The organism is Staphylococcus sp. GDH8C109P (genome assembly GCF_017893405.1).
Taxonomy (GTDB): domain Bacteria; phylum Bacillota; class Bacilli; order Staphylococcales; family Staphylococcaceae; genus Staphylococcus; species Staphylococcus cohnii.
This window is the reverse complement of the sequence record NZ_JAESMX010000020.1, coordinates 1-17021: the sequence shown is the minus strand read 5'-3', so window position 1 is coordinate 17021 and position 17021 is coordinate 1. Positions and strand designations below refer to the sequence as shown.

Sequence of the window (17021 nt, the reverse complement as noted above, 5' to 3'; positions counted from 1 at the left end):
TTCACGATTTCTTGATTTCTTTCATCATCATCAGTTAAAAAATCAGATGACTTAACCGAATATTTAGAGGTTTCTTTGATTGCTATAAGATTATCTAAATTATTGGTTAAAGATATTATGTTGTTTCATGTTTTGACGACGCATATTAAGCGCATGCATCTCTTCTAGTTCAGCTTTAATCGATTGCATCAAATAACCTTGCATAGCTTCAACCGTTTCATTTTTTTGTAGCAACATCGCTTTAAAACGTTTTAAGACACTGACAATTTCAAACTCCACGTCTTCTAAACGATAATATGTATCATGGGCGTTATTAAATGATTTTTTCCCTTTGAGTAAAACACTTTTAATAATACGAATTTCTCTAATTTCAAATTTACTTAAATAATCTTGAAGTTGTTTTGGTAATTCTTCAAGGAGTTGGAACTTAAGTGCATCATTATTAAATTCAGTTTGTTGATGATTTGTATGATCCGAATGATCATGACTTATTGAATTGTTATATGTATCATTCATATCATACGTATCATTATTCTCAGTCTCTATATAATCAGTATTACTTAAGTCAGTATCATTAGACTGTGAATTTGGAAGTTCTTGACCACTTAAATTCACAGTTCTAGAACTTCCAAATTCATTGTTCTGGAACTGTGAATTTGGAAGTTCCTTGGTACGACTGCCTTCAACATCATAATTGGGTTTTAATAAATACAATCTATTGGGTTTATTAAGGCCAACACGTTCTTGAGTTAGTAAATTAAAACTTACTAACTCTTTTTTCAATTTTATGATTTTTTGTTCTGCATAACCTAAGTATTCGCACAAATGTTTATTACTGAAAATAAAGTAAATGTTATTATTTTTATCTACCCATTCATTTTGGATGGATAATTCAAAACGATCTTTTAATAACGCATACATAATTTTGGCTTCTGCTGACATTTTCTTAAAATATATATCTTCAAATAAATATTTAGGCAGTTGATAAAACCTTTCAGTTTTTACTTGTGATAAATTGTATTTCTCAAAATTGGGCATAATAAAAACCTCATTTCCACTTTTTTTGGATTGAGGTAATAAAACAATTTTTACGTAAGTTATATATTTTGTGCTTGCACTTAGATGATTAGATATATATAATACAAGTATCAAAAAAAATATATAAACAAACGAATGCGAATCGTTTTATTACCGAGAGTCGATGCTACGCCAATAGCATCGACTCTTTTAATATTCATAAAGTAATATTAACACTTTTATGGTCGTATATAAAGCGTTTTAAGTGTAGTTAAAAGCACATTATAACCTCAAAACAGTAGAATTTATTAATTTGGTGCCTAATTAGGCACCAAAAATATCCGGTAGGTAGCTAATTAGTTACTTAGGTAGTGAAATAGGTGGTAAATTTAGGCGGTAAAAGATGAAAAAATATTTGCTATGTGGTAAAATTTAGGTACTAAATTAGGTACCTAAGGGTGGGTGTTATGAAAACTATTAAAATGGTTGCTGATGAATTGGATGTAACTAAACAAACTATTGTTAATAATGCTAAAAGCTTAAATATATCTTTTGAAAAAGAAAATGGAATTAATTATATTAATGATTATGATTGTTTGAAAATTATAGAAAAAATCACTAAGAAAGAAAGAACAACGCAAAATAAAGAATCAGTAAAAAAAGAAATGTTTGATGAAAATACTGCAGAAGTTGAAAAGCATATATATAATAATTCAAATAGTTCTGAGACATTAAAAACAAAAGCAAATGAATTAGAAAAGCAAATAGAAATCTTTGAAACTAGAGCTAAAAATGATGAAAAATATATTGAGAATCTAACTAAACAACTAGATCAACAAAATAGCAATGTTAATACATTAAATAAACTGTTGGAGAATCAACAAATATTAGCTTTAGAAAGTAATAAAAAGATTCAAAAACTAGAAAACCAATTAGAAGAAGAAAGACAGCTTAATTATTCTTTTGATACAGTGACTAATGATAGACAAAACGTTAAACCGCAAGAAGCAACTTTTACTGAAGAATCTCAAAATATCAACCAACAACAAAAGAAAAGTCAACCGACAGAAACAGAAGTAAAACATAAGGATAGAACTGAAGAGAAAAAGGATGACAGTACAAATGAAGAAGTATTAGCGAAAGATGATAAACCATCTGAAGAAATAGAGAGTGGGCCTGAGGATAAGGAAGCAGAACCACCTAAAAAGGGGTTTTGGAGTCGTTTGTTTGGTAGCTAATATAATTAATTAGGCACTAAAAGGTTATAACCTTTTAGTGCCTTTTATATAGTGAGAACTTCTGATAATCATCGATTATGTTAATAAATGCAAAATCAAACAGAACTTTTTTAATGTTAGCAACAATTTTTATTACCATTTTCTTTTTTCTCATTATTTTCGTCTTTTTTGTCTGTTTTCTCTTCAATTTCAACTGAACAACATGACTGTTCTTGAGGTTTTAATTTTTTTAATGCGTCTTTGATACCCATTTACTTCACCTCCTTAAATGATTAAGTTAACAATTAGACCAGTAGCAATAGCTACGACTAAAATTGCTATAACAAAAGATATTACAAATTTCTTTTTAAATAATTTAGATAACAATACAACTTCAGGAATACTTGCTCCTGCGCCACCTATAATTAATGCTACGACTGTTCCCAGTGACATACCTTTAGATACTAAAGCTTCAGCTATAGGAAGCATTGTTTCTGGTCTAATATACATAGGTATACCAATAACAGAAGCAATAATAACAGAGATAATACTATCGCCACTCGCATATTGTGTTATAAAGCTTTCTGGAATAAATCCATAAATAAATGCACCGATAAATACACCAATAATTAAATAAGGTAACATTGGATATAGGAAAGCCCAAGCATCATTTAGCGCTTGCTTAACACGAGATCCTGATTTATTAGTGAAAAATCCATCACCTTTGACATTAACGCCTTTATAACTCTCTGCTAAATTCACTTTTGAAAAAACAAGGCCAGTTAAAATGCTGAATATCGCTAATACAACAAAATAAACAACAGCAACTTTCCACCCTAATAAAATCCATAGCATAAATATCATGAGTGGATTCATGAGTGGCGAAGCGATTAAGAAACTCATAGCTGGGGTAGCGTCAGGAAAATGCGGATTTACAACGTTAAGGATATCCAAATATAAAAAGCCCAAATTCTTAGCAAAATAGAATTTGAGCTTTTTAGCACATTCATTATATATTTTTCATAAGCTCGTCTATAGCATTTGGATATAATGGTTTACTTAATTCAAGAATAGCCTTTGCATAGTCTTGGATTTCCTTTTGAGCATCATGTTCTAATCTTTGATTTAAAAAATGACAAACTGACTGTAAGGATGCCGTCCAGTACCAACGTACATACATTCCATAAGCAGGAAGGAATAGTCTCGCTTGTTCTGGACATATTCCATCTTCTAGAGCTGATTCATATTTGGCTATTCCTTCGTCAACATATGCCATAAGATCCCTGGTGTATTTATCACCAATTTCCAACGTAACTATTTCACCACTACCTTGCTTAGAATTTTTGGGTTTACTTCTCCATTCTTTACTTGAGGGAATATAAAATGTAGGCTCTTCTGTAATATATCTTCGACTTGATTCATTCCAGGCATCAAAACTATCTCCTGTACCCTCTTGATGAGAGGAACCAATGACATACTTCCACCATTGTCTGGCCACCATTAGTGGTGCATACACTTCATATTGTGCGATTACATGTCTAAATGGAGAAGTATGGCCTTCTCTAGCAAGAAATTTAATTAACTTAACATCTTTATCGTTCAGTTCTTTCGATTCTTTTGCATAAGAAACTCTTGCAGAGTTTACTACAGTTAAATCTGAACCCATATGATTTACAAGGCGAACATAGCCCTTATCTAATACGTTTATAATATTCATTTGATTTGCTCTCCTTTATTTTTTCTTTCGTATGTAAAATATGTATAGGGTATAAACCCTTCTACTTTTTGTTGATAGGTGATTTCAAACTCATCTTTATTAAACATTGGAAAAAAGATATTACCTTCATATTCCTTTTCGATAATAGTTAAATATATTCTATCGGCAAATGGTAACGATTCCTTATATATTTCTCCACCACCTGCAATAAAAATTTCATCTTCTTGTTGTAGTAAATTAAAAGCCCTCTCTAACGATTCTACAGTCAGGCAATTATTATAATTAATATCTTTAGATTTTGAGATAATAATTGTCTTTCTGTTCGGCAGTGGCTGACCAATAGATTCAAATGTCTTTCTACCCATAATTACTGATTTACCCATAGTTAAATCCTTAAATCGAACCTGTTCACCAGGAATCTTCCATGGTATATCCTTATCTTTGCCGATTACGTAATTACTTGAAATTGCAGCAATTAATGAAATGATCATTTTCTTAACTCCCTTTGAAAGAAACTAATTTATTTTATAATGCGGATAAATCAAAAAAACTTTAAAATAGCTCTTCTTCATTAATTGTCTATTTCTAATACCTTCCTATATAGCGATGCTCTTGACACATTTGTAATTTCACAAATTTGATTTACAGTCATTTTTCCTTCTCTATATAGCTTTACTGCATAATTCATTCCTGCATGATTTTTATGATATTTCTTTAACCTACCTTTAAATTTCCCTTCTTTCTTAGCCAAATCAATCCCTTCACGCTGTCGCATACGTATAAGATCTCGTTCTAACTGATTTACCCCAGCCATAACTGTAATTAAGAATTGGCTGTATGGATTATCTTCTGATAAATCTAGCCATGTATCCTTGATTGATTTTAAACTTGCTTTTTTACTTCGTATTATATCAATCAATTCAAATAAATCCTGCGTACTTCGAGTAATCCGAGTTAAGTCTGTAACATAAATAATGTCACCTTTCTGTAAATCCTCTAACATTTTTTGAAGTTGCTCACGATCCTTTGTTGATCCGGAAACTTTTTCTTCAAAAATAATATCCATTCCGATTTCGTTCAATTGCTGAAATTGCCTTGAAGGATTTTGGCTAGCCGAACTGACACGTATATAACCAATTTTCCGCAAAATATCACCTCGTTTTTGAGACAAGTCTTATGAGACACCCATAACACTGATTCTATCAGCCTTCTACTATTGTATCAATAGAGTACACTCTATTGAACAGAAATTAGTCTTTGATATAATAAGGTTTGTAAGTGTTCAATAGAGTTGTTCAATAACAAAATCTAAAATTTGAGATCTCAGAGGATGATTCTAAGGCAATTTCAGATGAATGTAATGGGTAGTTTATCGATTAAAAGAAAATATGGACTTCTAAATTTGATTACTATGGTCGATTCATACTGAAAAATCATTTAAAAAGACATAGAGAAGGAGTTCGTTCTAAAACCATGAGTAAAATAGGTTATGCACGAGTGAGTAGCAAAGGTCAAAAGTTAGACAGACAACTTAAAGCGTTAAAATTAGCAGGCGTTATTAAGCTATTTTCAGATAAAATCAGTGGCCAGTCTATCGAACGTCATGGTTTAGAAGCCATGCTAAACTATATACGTGAAGGCGACATTGTTGTTGTCACAGAGTTAGATCGATTAGGCCGGAATAATCAAGAACTAACCGATATGATGAATATGATTCAACAAAAAGGAGCAACGCTGGAAGTCTTAAATCTACCCTCTATGAATGGGATAGAGGACGAAAATTTAAGACGCTTGATCAATAACCTAGTGATTGAACTTTATAAATACCAAGCGGAAGCAGAGCGAAAAAAGATTAAAGAGCGACAGGTACAAGGCATAAAGATTGCTAAAGAAAATGGAAGGTATAAAGGAAGAAAACGCAAATATAGCTTGAATGATGATCGATTACAGCATGCTTTTGAGTTATATAGAGAGGGTTTGAGCGATAAGGCTATCGAAGGGAAAACGGGTATTAATCGTACCACTTTTAAGAGATACCGAGAACGGTATAATGAATATAGAGAAATCGATACACAAGCACAATAAAAGCAAGAGGATTTGCCCCTCTTGCTTTTATTGTGCCATGAATTCTATCGGTCTTAAAAGCTGATTGACTTCTATCAATTGTCTTAGTAGGTCTATTACGGTTGACTGGTCTAAATCGTACCAGCTTCCAAAAGCTACAATATCGCCTGATACTTCTTTATTAATAAAATCGACAATCAAACTTAATTCTCTTGTTGCTAATGGTGAGCGTGCTTCAATTTCATATAAATCAAAGTCATAGGGTTTGTTATTGTCTATTCCTTTCATTTTCGTTGACTTCGCTCTAATTACTTTCAGCAGATTTCCGTCTATATTTACTGTTTGAATGTTCACATTAAAACTCCCTTTCTTTTTTTAATTATATGCTGACCGTTTTTCTAGTAGTTCAATCATTTTTTTATCATTTTCTAAATCGCTCAAGGTGTACCATTCAGGGCGTTCATTAGTTTCAAACAAACTTAGCAAGTACGATAATTTTTCAAAACCTTCTTTAGCCTTCTCTAAACTTTTGCATTGAACGATATAGTATTTTACGTCTTGTCTTACTCGGTCTGTTAGCATGTAATGAAATTTTGAATTGTTTGAAACTAAATCTTGAAGCTTCTTCTTTTCTTTTTTTGACAACATTTTATTTTCGGTTCTGTTGCAAAGTTTTAAATCTACTATCAAATAAGGTAGAATAATAGAAAAAGATAGCAGGAGGAATGACGATGAATCATTTTAAAGGAAAGCAATTTCAGCAGGATGTGATTATTGTAGCCGTGGGCTACTATCTTCGTTATAACCTTAGCTATCGTGAAGTTCAAGAAATCTTATATGATCGTGGCATTAACGTTTCTCATACGACGATTTATCGTTGGGTGCAAGAATATGGCAAACTACTCTATCAAATTTGGAAAAAGAAAAATAAAAAATCCTTTTATTCATGGAAAATGGATGAAACGTACATCAAAATTAAAGGAAAATGGCATTATTTGTATCGAGCCATCGATGCAGATGGTTTAACCTTGGATATTTGGTTACGTAAAAAACGGGACACACAAGCAGCCTATGCTTTTCTTAAGCGGTTAGTGAAGCAGTTTGATGAACCGAAGGTTGTAGTCACAGATAAAGCCCCCTCTATTACAAGTGCCTTTAAGAAACTAAAAGAATACGGCTTTTATCAAGGGACAGAACATCGTACCATTAAATACCTGAATAATTTGATTGAACAAGACCATCGTCCAGTAAAGAGACGCAATAAATTCTATCGAAGTTTACGCACTGCCTCTACAACGATTAAAGGCATGGAAGCCATCCGAGGATTATATAAGAAAACCCGAAAAGAAGGCACTCTCTTCGGGTTTTCGGTCTGTACTGAAATCAAGGTATTATTGGGAATCCCAGCTTAAATCATAGATACCGTAAGGGATTTTATTCTTTATTTAAAACTTTGCAACAGAACCCTTTTAAGACCTGATGGAAAAACAATGTTTTATTTACACTCAATAGGAATGTTACCTAACTATCAAGACAAAGGTTATGGTTCAAAATTATTATCTTTTATTAAGGAATATTCTAAAGAGATTGGTTGTTCTGAAATGTTTTTAATAACTGATAAAGGTAATCCTAGAGCTTGCCATGTATATGAAAAATTAGGTGGTAAAAATGATTATAAAGATGAAATAGTATATGTATATGATTATGAAAAAGGTGATAAATAAATGAATATAGTTGAAAATGAAATATGTATAAGAACTTTAATAGATGATGATTTTCCTTTGATGTTAAAATGGTTAACTGATGAAAGAGTATTAGAATTTTATGGTGGTAGAGATAAAAAATATACATTAGAATCATTAAAAAAACATTATACAGAGCCTTGGGAAGATGAAGTTTTTAGAGTAATTATTGAATATAACAATGTTCCTATTGGATATGGACAAATATATAAAATGTATGATGAGTTATATACTGATTATCATTATCCAAAAACTGATGAGATAGTCTATGGTATGGATCAATTTATAGGAGAGCCAAATTATTGGAGTAAAGGAATTGGTACAAGATATATTAAATTGATTTTTGAATTTTTGAAAAAAGAAAGAAATGCTAATGCAGTTATTTTAGACCCTCATAAAAATAATCCAAGAGCAATAAGGGCATACCAAAAATCTGGTTTTAGAATTATTGAAGATTTGCCAGAACATGAATTACACGAGGGCAAAAAAGAAGATTGTTATTTAATGGAATATAGATATGATGATAATGCCACAAATGTTAAGGCAATGAAATATTTAATTGAGCATTACTTTGATAATTTCAAAGTAGATAGTATTGAAATAATCGGTAGTGGTTATGATAGTGTGGCATATTTAGTTAATAATGAATACATTTTTAAAACAAAATTTAGTACTAATAAGAAAAAAGGTTATGCAAAAGAAAAAGCAATATATAATTTTTTAAATACAAATTTAGAAACTAATGTAAAAATTCCTAATATTGAATATTCGTATATTAGTGATGAATTATCTATACTAGGTTATAAAGAAATTAAAGGAACTTTTTTAACACCAGAAATTTATTCTACTATGTCAGAAGAAGAACAAAATTTGTTAAAACGAGATATTGCCAGTTTTTTAAGACAAATGCACGGTTTAGATTATACAGATATTAGTGAATGTACTATTGATAATAAACAAAATGTATTAGAAGAGTATATATTGTTGCGTGAAACTATTTATAATGATTTAACTGATATAGAAAAAGATTATATAGAAAGTTTTATGGAAAGACTAAATGCAACAACAGTTTTTGAGGGTAAAAAGTGTTTATGCCATAATGATTTTAGTTGTAATCATCTATTGTTAGATGGCAATAATAGATTAACTGGAATAATTGATTTTGGAGATTCTGGAATTATAGATGAATATTGTGATTTTATATACTTACTTGAAGATAGTGAAGAAGAAATAGGAACAAATTTTGGAGAAGATATATTAAGAATGTATGGAAATATAGATATTGAGAAAGCAAAAGAATATCAAGATATAGTTGAAGAATATTATCCTATTGAAACTATTGTTTATGGAATTAAAAATATTAAACAGGAATTTATCGAAAATGGTAGAAAAGAAATTTATAAAAGGACTTATAGGGGTCCCGAGCGCCTACGAGAAATTTGTATCGATAAGAAATAGATTTAAAAATTTCGCTGTTATTTTGTACATTTAACTTGACGGTGACATCTCTCTATTGTGAGTTATTAGTGGTACAGTTTTCAACCGTTTTAATTATAAAAAAGTGGTGCATTTTTAAATTGGCACAAACAGGTAACGGTTATTGCAGGTGTATTTCTTATCTATGGGTTTAACATGGATTTTATCATTAAAATCATGAGTATTGTCCGAGAGTGATTGGTCTTGCGTATGGTTAACCCTAAAGTTATGGAAATAAGACTTAGAAGCAAACTTAAGAGTGTGTTGATAGTGCATTATCTTAAAATTTTGTATAATAGGAATTGAAGTTAAATTAGATGCTAAAAATTTGTAATTAAGAAGGAGGGATTCGTCATGTTGGTATTCCAAATGCGTAATGTAGATAAAACATCTACTGTTTTGAAACAGACTAAAAACAGTGATTACGCAGATAAATAAATACGTTAGATTAATTCCTACCAGTGACTAATCTTATGACTTTTTAAACAGATAACTAAAATTACAAACAAATCGTTTAACTTCTGTATTTATTTATAGATGTAATCACTTCAGGAGTGATTACATGAACAAAAATATAAAATATTCTCAAAACTTTTTAACGAGTGAAAAAGTACTCAACCAAATAATAAAACAATTGAATTTAAAAGAAACCGATACCGTTTACGAAATTGGAACAGGTAAAGGGCATTTAACGACGAAACTGGCTAAAATAAGTAAACAGGTAACGTCTATTGAATTAGACAGTCATCTATTCAACTTATCGTCAGAAAAATTAAAACTGAATACTCGTGTCACTTTAATTCACCAAGATATTCTACAGTTTCAATTCCCTAACAAACAGAGGTATAAAATTGTTGGGAGTATTCCTTACCATTTAAGCACACAAATTATTAAAAAAGTGGTTTTTGAAAGCCATGCGTCTGACATCTATCTGATTGTTGAAGAAGGATTCTACAAGCGTACCTTGGATATTCACCGAACACTAGGGTTGCTCTTGCACACTCAAGTCTCGATTCAGCAATTGCTTAAGCTGCCAGCGGAATGCTTTCATCCTAAACCAAAAGTAAACAGTGTCTTAATAAAACTTACCCGCCATACCACAGATGTTCCAGATAAATATTGGAAGCTATATACGTACTTTGTTTCAAAATGGGTCAATCGAGAATATCGTCAACTGTTTACTAAAAATCAGTTTCATCAAGCAATGAAACACGCCAAAGTAAACAATTTAAGTACCGTTACTTATGAGCAAGTATTGTCTATTTTTAATAGTTATCTATTATTTAACGGGAGGAAATAATTCTATGAGTCGCTTTTGTAAATTTGGAAAGTTACACGTTACTAAAGGGAATGTAGATAAATTATTAGGTATACTACTGACAGCTTCCAAGGAGCTAAAGAGGTCCCTAGCGCCTACGGGGAATTTGTATCGATAAGGAATAGATTTAAAAATTTCGCTGTTATTTTGTACAATAAGGATAAATTTGAATGGTACCATAAACGACCGTTTTTGATACAAAACCTCTTAACTTAATATTAAGAGGTTTTTCTTGGATATCGAAGTCTAAAAACTTGTGTTATAATCAATGTATCATAAATATCAAAAAATATGAGTTTTAAGACGATGAGAGACGCGTTTATTTGCATCGAGAACTAGATTTCATTAGTAAGTACCCATAAAACGATTAAAAGAGGTGGTATTCAAATGGCTAAAATTGGTTATGCACGTGTATCAACACAAGATCAAAGTCTTGATGGACAGATTGATACACTTGAGGAATATGGTTGTGAACGTATCTTTAGCGAGAAAGCGAGTGGTCGCAAAACGAAACGAACGGAACTTGATAAATGCTTAGATTATTTACGTGAAGGCGATATTTTAGTTATCTATAAACTAGATCGTCTTGGTCGAACAACCAAGCAATTAATTGAGTTATCTCAATGGTTAGATGATAATAGTATTGATTTACATATTATAGATATGAACGTATCAACCAAAGATGCGATGGGCAAGATGTTCTTTACTATGATGAGTGCATTTGCTGAACTTGAAGCTAACTTATTAAGTGAACGTACGAAAAAAGGATTAGAAGCAGCAAGAGCTAGAGGGAGAAAAGGTGGAAGACCATCATTACCAGATTATAAAAAAAGAGAGATTAAATTCTTATATGATGAGCAAAAACTTACTGGCGAAGATATTGCTAAACAAACAGGTGTAAGTCGTTCTACAGTATATAGGATGCTTAAAGATTAAACTCTATGAAAAAATATATTACTTAAGGCTCTTATAGGTGTATCTAAATCATTTTATGAACATTGATTTTATGTTGAGTTTTTGAACATATTATATACTGATATTCATAGATTTTGGATTATGAAGAAAGAGTGTACAGAAAACAGTTATTTTCTGTACACTCTCATCTTTAATAATATATTTTAAATGTTATTAACAAAACTAATTTAATAAGAGTCAAGCATAGTTTACATATGTATTATGTTTGAAACATATCTCTAATTACTTTTTACTAATATCATTTAAAATGTCTCGCAATTCTTCAATTTCTTTGTTATTTAATTCTTCATTTTTCGCAAAATTCAGCACTAAACTTTTCATGTCCCCTCCATACAGTTTATTAAGAAAGGTTTTAGCAGTTTTCATTTTAATATCGTCTTCTTTAATATTTGATGAGTAAAAATAAATATTCTCTGATTTGTATCGTTTTATAATCTCTTTTTTATATAGTCTTGTGATTAATGTTCTAATCGTTTTATCGCTAACTTCTTTATATTTTTGAATTTCAACTACAATTTCATTAGCTGATACTGATTTTTTACCCCATATTATATTCATAACATCCCATTCAGCCATAGATATTTCAACTTGCTTATTGGCCATTTAAAACACCCATTTCTTTTAATATTTTTTCACTGATTAATTCAGCATTTTTCCCAGATGGCTTTCCATCTGATAAATGTGTAGCAAAATAATACTTATCATGATTTGTAATTACGTAACCTACAAACCACCCATTATTATACTTCCCGTTTACTATACCTGTACCTGTTTTCCCATACAGTTCATACTTTTCATTTTTCTTAATCAATAATGAAGAAGATAATTGATTCTTTGCTTTTTTACTAAAATGGTTATTTTGTTCCATCATATTTTTAAAAACTATTACTTGTTCAAGATTAGATATTTTCAAACTATCTTCCATCCAATAGCTTTTATAACTTCCCAAATTTTTATTACCATAATTTAATTGCTTGAGTTGAGTCGCAGTATAGTTCTTTGGTATTTGATCGCTAATACGTTCGAAGTACCAATTAACTGAATTTTGCATTGCTGTATTTAAATCTTGTTCCTTATTCCAAGCATCAAAAGGGTAATGCTTATGATTCCATGACATACGTGAATTTTCATCATTTATAATATGTCGGTCAAGTCCAAACATAGCTAAATAAATTTTATAAGTTGAATTAGGAGAATACCTTTTTCTACTTTCTTTTTCGTTATAAATATAGTATTTGTCTTTCTTCATGCTGTACATGACGAAAGATCCACTATTTGAACCAAAAATTTTACTTTTATCTAAAATTTGGTAATCGTTGTGTAAGGGCTTTTTATAATTATAATCAGTTATGGATTGCCCCATCAAAAACTGGCTTTGAATTACCATGAGCAAAAAAGTAAAAATACAAATAAAAATTAGAATTAATTTGGACTGTTTTTTCAGATTGGCTTCTTTTATATTAATTAATCTTCTTTTGAGTAATGACTTTTTACCATTAAATGAATGGCTTAATATATTTTTATTAAAAAATGGAACATTTAATACGGAGTCCATAATAGATTCCGCATAAGTTTTAAATTCATTTTTGTTAATATTATTAAGGACAAATCTATCGGCTTCTACTTCATTGTCATGAATTATCTTTCTTTTTACAATATGTACTAATGGATTGTAACTCATAATAATAGAGAAGATATTAAAGATAATTAAATGTAAAGTATCTCTATTTTTAGCATGAGCATATTCATGCAATATTATATATTTTAGTCTTTTGTCAATTACACTTTTAAAATATGAACTAGGAATCAAAATAATATATTTCCCATACCAAAAAGTTATTGGAGATTGAATAGTCTCTGCTTTTCGAATCACAATATTTTTTTTATATTGATGGTTGAAAAGTATCGTATCTATTTTATTTTTTTCATTTTCGTTTAGATAAAGTGACTGTTTCTTTAAATATTTAAGATATAATAAGGCTTTCAAAAATTTAAAACTTAAAATAATAACTAAAACTATCCAAATAACTGTGCAGATATTATCAATTGAATCCCAATTAAACTTATGGATATCTGTTGCGAACTCTTGAATAGGTTTGGTGGTATTTATGTTATGGTTCAAGTCGTGTGACTTACTTTCAACTGTGGGCGCTTGATTATTCACATTATTAAATTTAAAAAGAGAGAATTTAATAGGAATGAAAGGAATTAATCCTGCAAGAAGAGTTAGATACCAAACTTTATAATTTAACATATAATTAAAATAGCGTTTTAATATGTACCTAAAAAATAATAACAATAGAAATATAAAACAAAAGCTTACTATGCTCATTATTAATAACTTAGCCATTTCAACACCTTCTTTCAAATATTTATAATAAACTATTGACACCGATATTACAATTGTAATATTATTGATTTATAAAAATTACAACTGTAATATCGGAGGGTTTATTTTGAAAAAGTTAATATTTTTAATTGTAATTGCTTTAGTTTTAAGTGCATGTAATTCAAACAGTTCACATGCCAAAGAGTTAAATGATTTAGAAAAAAAATATAATGCTCATATTGGTGTTTATGCTTTAGATACTAAAAGTGGTAAGGAAGTAAAATTTAATTCAGATAAGAGATTTGCCTATGCTTCAACTTCAAAAGCGATAAATAGTGCTATTTTGTTAGAACAAGTACCTTATAATAAGTTAAATAAAAAAGTACATATTAACAAAGATGATATAGTTGCTTATTCTCCTATTTTAGAAAAATATGTAGGAAAAGATATCACTTTAAAAGCACTTATTGAGGCTTCAATGACATATAGTGATAATACAGCAAACAATAAAATTATAAAAGAAATCGGTGGAATCAAAAAAGTTAAACAACGTCTAAAAGAACTAGGAGATAAAGTAACAAATCCAGTTAGATATGAGATAGAATTAAATTACTATTCACCAAAGAGCAAAAAAGATACTTCAACACCTGCTGCTTTCGGTAAGACTTTAAATAAACTTATCGCAAATGGAAAATTAAGCAAAGAAAACAAAAAATTCTTACTTGATTTAATGTTAAATAATAAAAGCGGAGATACTTTAATTAAAGACGGTGTTCCAAAAGACTATAAGGTTGCTGATAAAAGTGGTCAAGCAATAACATATGCTTCTAGAAATGATGTTGCTTTTGTTTATCCTAAGGGCCAATCTGAACCTATTGTTTTAGTCATTTTTACGAATAAAGACAATAAAAGTGATAAGCCAAATGATAAGTTGATAAGTGAAACCGCCAAGAGTGTAATGAAGGAATTTTAATATTCTAAATGCATAATAAATACTGATAACATCTTATATTTTGTATTATATTTTGTATTATCGTTGACATGTATAATTTTGATATCAAAAACTGATTTTCCCTCTATTATTTTCGAGATTTATTTTCTTAATTCTCTTTAACAAACTAGAAATATTGTATATACAAAAAATTATAAATAATAGATGAATAGTTTAATTATAGGTGTTCATCAATCGAAAAAGCAACGTATCTTATTTAAAGTGCGTTGCTTTTTTCTCATTTATAAGGTTAAATAATTCTCATATATCAAGCAAAGTGACATAAGGTTTAAATTGTATGATTAGGGTGTAACAAAAAGGTGGTGAGATTTTGAAAATTGGTTATGCCCGAGTATCATCTAAAAATCAGAATTTAGATAGACAAATTGAAGTACTGAAAGCAAATGGTGCAGAAAAAATATTTACTGAAAAACAATCAGGAAAAAATATTAAAGAAAGACCAGTATTTCAAGAAGTAATGAATTTTGTACGAGAAGAAGATACTTTAATAGTCGATGCATTAGATAGGCTAGGCAGAAATTATGATGAAGTAATTAAAACAGTAGATTTTCTTAAAGAAAAAAATGTTAGATTAATAATTACAAGCCTACCAATGATGAATGAAATTATCGGTAATGAATTGTTAGATAAATTCTTAAAAAATTTAATTATTCAATTACTGGCAATGATTTCAGAACAAGAACGAAATGATAGCAGACGTAGACAGGCTGATGGAATAGCTGTTGCAAAATCTAAAGGTATATATAAAGGGCGACCCAAATTATATAGTCCTATTGCTAAAGACCCACATAAACAGGCAGTATATTATCGTGTTGTTAGTTTTTTAGATCAAGGTATGGCAATTAGTAAAATTGCTAAAAAAGTAGGATTATCAAGACAAACCATATATAGAATAAAAAAAGATTATCAAAGTGGAATATATAAAGATATAGATAATTAATTTATTATGGAGGTAATCGTTATGAGTAAATCAGGAGATTTCAGAGAGTACCCTAAAATTTTAAAAATAGAGAATGATGGAAGAATCATTGCTTTAGATAAACATGGTAGAGTAAACAGTCAATTTTATACAAACACAATAACTGATGAAGATTCGATAAAAGTTTTCGGTTTGAAATTTAAATTATTATATCATGATTATGTTAATGATAATTTAAGTAGAGTTGAAAAAAATAAAGATTCATATAATGAAAATATATCAACAAGAAATCGACCGGAAGATTACTATAATGAACGTGATTTTAGACGTGATTTAGAACAGCAGCAAGAGAACACTAAAGCTAAAAGAAAAAATAAATGGTTAGTAGCAGTCATTGTAGTATTATTGATTGGTTTAGTAATATTGTTGTTTAAATCATGTAGCAATGGAAATGAGCAACAACCTACAGATAATAATGATACATCACAAGAACAAATTGATAATGGCCAATCAAATAATGGCCAAAAAGTAGAAGAACAAGACCAAGAAATTCGTGATCAAATTCAATCTACAAAAGATAGTATTGAGAATAGCAATGATGATACAAATTCAAAAATTGCAGAATTACAAAATAAAGTTGATAGCCTAAAACAACAAGCAGATACAGACAAATTAAATAAAGTTGCAGAAGATTATCAGAACACAATTAATAATTTGAAAGACGCAAAAACCCAACAAGATAATGGTAACAATGAAAAAATGGAAGAAGAATTAAATAAAGTTAATAATAAGTTAGATGAAATCAAGAATAAAATTTCATCGTGGTTTAATAGTAATAAATAACTTGCTACTACATTGATATAAAGGGTAATGCGTATGGAAAATGAAAAGACACGTAATAAGAAGCCATATATATATGGTTTCTTATTACTAATAATTATCTTAATTGCTTTAATAATTGTATTTGTAGTTAGAAAAACAGATGCCCTAGGACAAATAAATAAATTTGAAGATGCTGTAGAATCTAATGATTCTAAAAAAGTCAGTGAAATTTTATCCGGTAGTGAACGGACTATGTCAGACAAGGAATCAAAAGCGTTTATAAAATATATGGTTCTGTTGCAAAGTAAAAAAATATAGCTAACCACTAATTTATCATGTCAGTGTTCGCTTAACTTGCTAGCATGATGCTAATTTCGTGGCATGGCAAAAATCCGTAGATCTGAAGAGACCTG

The 17021-nt window shown here is 29.6% G+C and carries 21 protein-coding genes and 3 pseudogenes; 13 read left to right on the top strand and 11 right to left on the bottom strand.

The features are described from left to right. Together KA867_RS13490 and KA867_RS11255 are read right to left on the bottom strand one after the other, a co-directional pair. Nucleotides 1–83: pseudogene (locus tag KA867_RS13490) on the bottom strand (protein rep); the annotation flags it as partial. Nucleotides 84–99: 16 nt separating this feature from the next. Continuing rightward, complete coding sequence (locus tag KA867_RS11255; RefSeq protein WP_198065347.1) at nucleotides 100–1038, bottom strand: replication initiator protein A; 939 nt, start codon at nucleotides 1036–1038, stop codon at nucleotides 100–102. 446 nt (nucleotides 1039–1484) lie between these two features. Here KA867_RS11255 and KA867_RS11250 point away from each other — a divergent pair, with 446 nt between their 5' ends. Next, entirely contained in the window at nucleotides 1485–2255 is a 771-nt protein-coding gene (locus KA867_RS11250; RefSeq protein ID WP_198065346.1) for a DUF536 domain-containing protein, read from the top strand. Between the two features lie 116 nt (nucleotides 2256–2371). Here the strand turns inward: KA867_RS11250 and KA867_RS11245 are convergent, their stop codons facing one another. The 5 genes and pseudogenes from KA867_RS11245 to KA867_RS11225 form a co-directional block, all read right to left on the bottom strand. Beyond that, complete coding sequence (locus tag KA867_RS11245) at nucleotides 2372–2506, bottom strand: hypothetical protein (protein WP_002509686.1); 135 nt, start codon at nucleotides 2504–2506, stop codon at nucleotides 2372–2374. A 13-nt stretch (nucleotides 2507–2519) separates the two neighbouring features. Continuing rightward, nucleotides 2520–3143, bottom strand: a pseudogene (locus tag KA867_RS11240) (permease); the annotation flags it as partial. A 100-nt stretch (nucleotides 3144–3243) separates the two neighbouring features. Further along, entirely contained in the window at nucleotides 3244–3951 is a 708-nt protein-coding gene (thyX, locus tag KA867_RS11235) for an FAD-dependent thymidylate synthase (RefSeq protein ID WP_012655891.1), read from the bottom strand. Continuing rightward, a complete protein-coding gene (dfrE, locus tag KA867_RS11230) occupies nucleotides 3948–4442 on the bottom strand; it encodes a trimethoprim-resistant dihydrofolate reductase DfrE (protein WP_012655890.1) in 495 nt (164 codons plus the stop codon). Before dfrE ends, thyX begins: the two co-directional genes overlap by 4 nt. Before the next feature lie 80 nt (nucleotides 4443–4522). Then, nucleotides 4523–5098 (bottom strand): recombinase family protein, encoded by a 576-nt coding sequence (locus KA867_RS11225; RefSeq protein ID WP_012655889.1) that lies wholly within the window; start codon nucleotides 5096–5098, stop codon nucleotides 4523–4525. Nucleotides 5099–5424: 326 nt separating this feature from the next. Here KA867_RS11225 and KA867_RS11220 point away from each other — a divergent pair, with 326 nt between their 5' ends. Further along, nucleotides 5425–6036, top strand: a complete 612-nt coding sequence (locus KA867_RS11220) for a recombinase family protein (protein ID WP_012655888.1) — start codon at nucleotides 5425–5427, stop codon at nucleotides 6034–6036. A 27-nt stretch (nucleotides 6037–6063) separates the two neighbouring features. On the opposite strand, the gene KA867_RS11215 is transcribed toward KA867_RS11220, so the two are convergent. Then, nucleotides 6064–6369: a hypothetical protein gene (locus tag KA867_RS11215; protein ID WP_012655887.1), complete on the bottom strand. Its 306-nt coding sequence runs from the start codon at nucleotides 6367–6369 to the stop codon at nucleotides 6064–6066. A 21-nt stretch (nucleotides 6370–6390) separates the two neighbouring features. After that, nucleotides 6391–6660 (bottom strand): LPD11 domain-containing protein, encoded by a 270-nt coding sequence (locus KA867_RS11210; protein WP_345719380.1) that lies wholly within the window; start codon nucleotides 6658–6660, stop codon nucleotides 6391–6393. Nucleotides 6661–6746: 86 nt separating this feature from the next. Here KA867_RS11210 and KA867_RS11205 point away from each other — a divergent pair, with 86 nt between their 5' ends. The 7 genes and pseudogenes from KA867_RS11205 (at nucleotide 6747) to KA867_RS11180 (ending at nucleotide 11487) form a co-directional block, all read left to right on the top strand. Then, complete coding sequence (locus tag KA867_RS11205) at nucleotides 6747–7427, top strand: IS6-like element IS1216 family transposase (protein ID WP_001015311.1); 681 nt, start codon at nucleotides 6747–6749, stop codon at nucleotides 7425–7427. 78 nt (nucleotides 7428–7505) lie between these two features. After that, nucleotides 7506–7739, top strand: coding sequence for a GNAT family N-acetyltransferase (locus tag KA867_RS11200; protein ID WP_025904407.1), 234 nt, complete (start codon nucleotides 7506–7508; stop codon nucleotides 7737–7739). Then, a complete protein-coding gene (locus tag KA867_RS11195; protein ID WP_012655884.1) occupies nucleotides 7740–9215 on the top strand; it encodes a bifunctional aminoglycoside N-acetyltransferase AAC(6')-Ie/aminoglycoside O-phosphotransferase APH(2'')-Ia in 1476 nt (491 codons plus the stop codon). It begins immediately after the preceding gene. Between the two features lie 240 nt (nucleotides 9216–9455). Further along, nucleotides 9456–9539: pseudogene (locus KA867_RS13520) on the top strand (MLS leader peptide); the annotation flags it as partial. Between the two features lie 48 nt (nucleotides 9540–9587). After that, a complete protein-coding gene (locus tag KA867_RS11190; protein ID WP_001814874.1) occupies nucleotides 9588–9671 on the top strand; it encodes a 23S rRNA methyltransferase attenuation leader peptide in 84 nt (27 codons plus the stop codon). Between the two features lie 124 nt (nucleotides 9672–9795). Next, the gene (gene erm(B) / locus KA867_RS11185) at nucleotides 9796–10533 is read left to right on the top strand and encodes a 23S rRNA (adenine(2058)-N(6))-methyltransferase Erm(B) (protein ID WP_002292226.1); all 738 of its coding nucleotides are present in this window, start codon (nucleotides 9796–9798) and stop codon (nucleotides 10531–10533) included. Between the two features lie 405 nt (nucleotides 10534–10938). Further along, a complete protein-coding gene (locus tag KA867_RS11180) occupies nucleotides 10939–11487 on the top strand; it encodes a recombinase family protein (RefSeq protein ID WP_061389424.1) in 549 nt (182 codons plus the stop codon). 261 nt (nucleotides 11488–11748) lie between these two features. Here KA867_RS11180 and blaI read toward each other — a convergent pair whose 3' ends face one another. Continuing rightward, nucleotides 11749–12129 (bottom strand): penicillinase repressor BlaI, encoded by a 381-nt coding sequence (gene blaI / locus KA867_RS11175; protein WP_001284656.1) that lies wholly within the window; start codon nucleotides 12127–12129, stop codon nucleotides 11749–11751. After that, the gene (gene blaR1 / locus KA867_RS11170) at nucleotides 12119–13876 is read right to left on the bottom strand and encodes a beta-lactam sensor/signal transducer BlaR1 (protein WP_001096374.1); all 1758 of its coding nucleotides are present in this window, start codon (nucleotides 13874–13876) and stop codon (nucleotides 12119–12121) included. Before blaR1 ends, blaI begins: the two co-directional genes overlap by 11 nt. A gap of 106 nt (nucleotides 13877–13982) precedes the next feature. Here blaR1 and KA867_RS11165 point away from each other — a divergent pair, with 106 nt between their 5' ends. From KA867_RS11165 to KA867_RS11150, 4 genes are all read left to right on the top strand, one after another. After that, the gene (locus KA867_RS11165) at nucleotides 13983–14828 is read left to right on the top strand and encodes a BlaZ family penicillin-hydrolyzing class A beta-lactamase PC1 (protein WP_000733283.1); all 846 of its coding nucleotides are present in this window, start codon (nucleotides 13983–13985) and stop codon (nucleotides 14826–14828) included. A gap of 349 nt (nucleotides 14829–15177) precedes the next feature. Further along, nucleotides 15178–15807, top strand: coding sequence for a recombinase family protein (locus KA867_RS11160; protein ID WP_031588345.1), 630 nt, complete (start codon nucleotides 15178–15180; stop codon nucleotides 15805–15807). A 21-nt stretch (nucleotides 15808–15828) separates the two neighbouring features. Then, on the top strand, nucleotides 15829–16629 hold the full coding sequence (locus KA867_RS11155; RefSeq protein WP_031915619.1) for a hypothetical protein: 801 nt from the start codon (nucleotides 15829–15831) through the stop codon (nucleotides 16627–16629). Between the two features lie 33 nt (nucleotides 16630–16662). Further along, nucleotides 16663–16926 carry a TcaA second domain-containing protein gene (locus KA867_RS11150; RefSeq protein ID WP_031590646.1) on the top strand — a complete coding sequence of 88 codons (264 nt, stop codon included), beginning with the start codon at nucleotides 16663–16665 and terminating at the stop codon, nucleotides 16924–16926. Nucleotides 16927–17021 lie beyond the last annotated feature (95 nt).

Coding starts and splice junctions, on each gene's coding strand:
- blaR1 (WP_001096374.1), bottom strand. CDS start 13,876: ATGGCTAAGTTATTAATAATGAGCATAGTAAGCTTTTGTTTTATATTT.
- blaI (WP_001284656.1), bottom strand. CDS start 12,129: ATGGCCAATAAGCAAGTTGAAATATCTATGGCTGAATGGGATGTTATG.
- KA867_RS11220 (WP_012655888.1), top strand. CDS start 5,425: ATGAGTAAAATAGGTTATGCACGAGTGAGTAGCAAAGGTCAAAAGTTA.
- KA867_RS11205 (WP_001015311.1), top strand. CDS start 6,747: ATGAATCATTTTAAAGGAAAGCAATTTCAGCAGGATGTGATTATTGTA.
- KA867_RS11155 (WP_031915619.1), top strand. CDS start 15,829: ATGAGTAAATCAGGAGATTTCAGAGAGTACCCTAAAATTTTAAAAATA.
- KA867_RS11245 (WP_002509686.1), bottom strand. CDS start 2,506: ATGGGTATCAAAGACGCATTAAAAAAATTAAAACCTCAAGAACAGTCA.
- KA867_RS11190 (WP_001814874.1), top strand. CDS start 9,588: ATGTTGGTATTCCAAATGCGTAATGTAGATAAAACATCTACTGTTTTG.
- dfrE (WP_012655890.1), bottom strand. CDS start 4,442: ATGATCATTTCATTAATTGCTGCAATTTCAAGTAATTACGTAATCGGC.
- KA867_RS11250 (WP_198065346.1), top strand. CDS start 1,485: ATGAAAACTATTAAAATGGTTGCTGATGAATTGGATGTAACTAAACAA.
- KA867_RS11255 (WP_198065347.1), bottom strand. CDS start 1,038: ATGCCCAATTTTGAGAAATACAATTTATCACAAGTAAAAACTGAAAGG.
- thyX (WP_012655891.1), bottom strand. CDS start 3,951: ATGAATATTATAAACGTATTAGATAAGGGCTATGTTCGCCTTGTAAAT.
- KA867_RS11200 (WP_025904407.1), top strand. CDS start 7,506: ATGTTTTATTTACACTCAATAGGAATGTTACCTAACTATCAAGACAAA.
- KA867_RS11180 (WP_061389424.1), top strand. CDS start 10,939: ATGGCTAAAATTGGTTATGCACGTGTATCAACACAAGATCAAAGTCTT.
- KA867_RS11195 (WP_012655884.1), top strand. CDS start 7,740: ATGAATATAGTTGAAAATGAAATATGTATAAGAACTTTAATAGATGAT.
- KA867_RS11150 (WP_031590646.1), top strand. CDS start 16,663: ATGGAAAATGAAAAGACACGTAATAAGAAGCCATATATATATGGTTTC.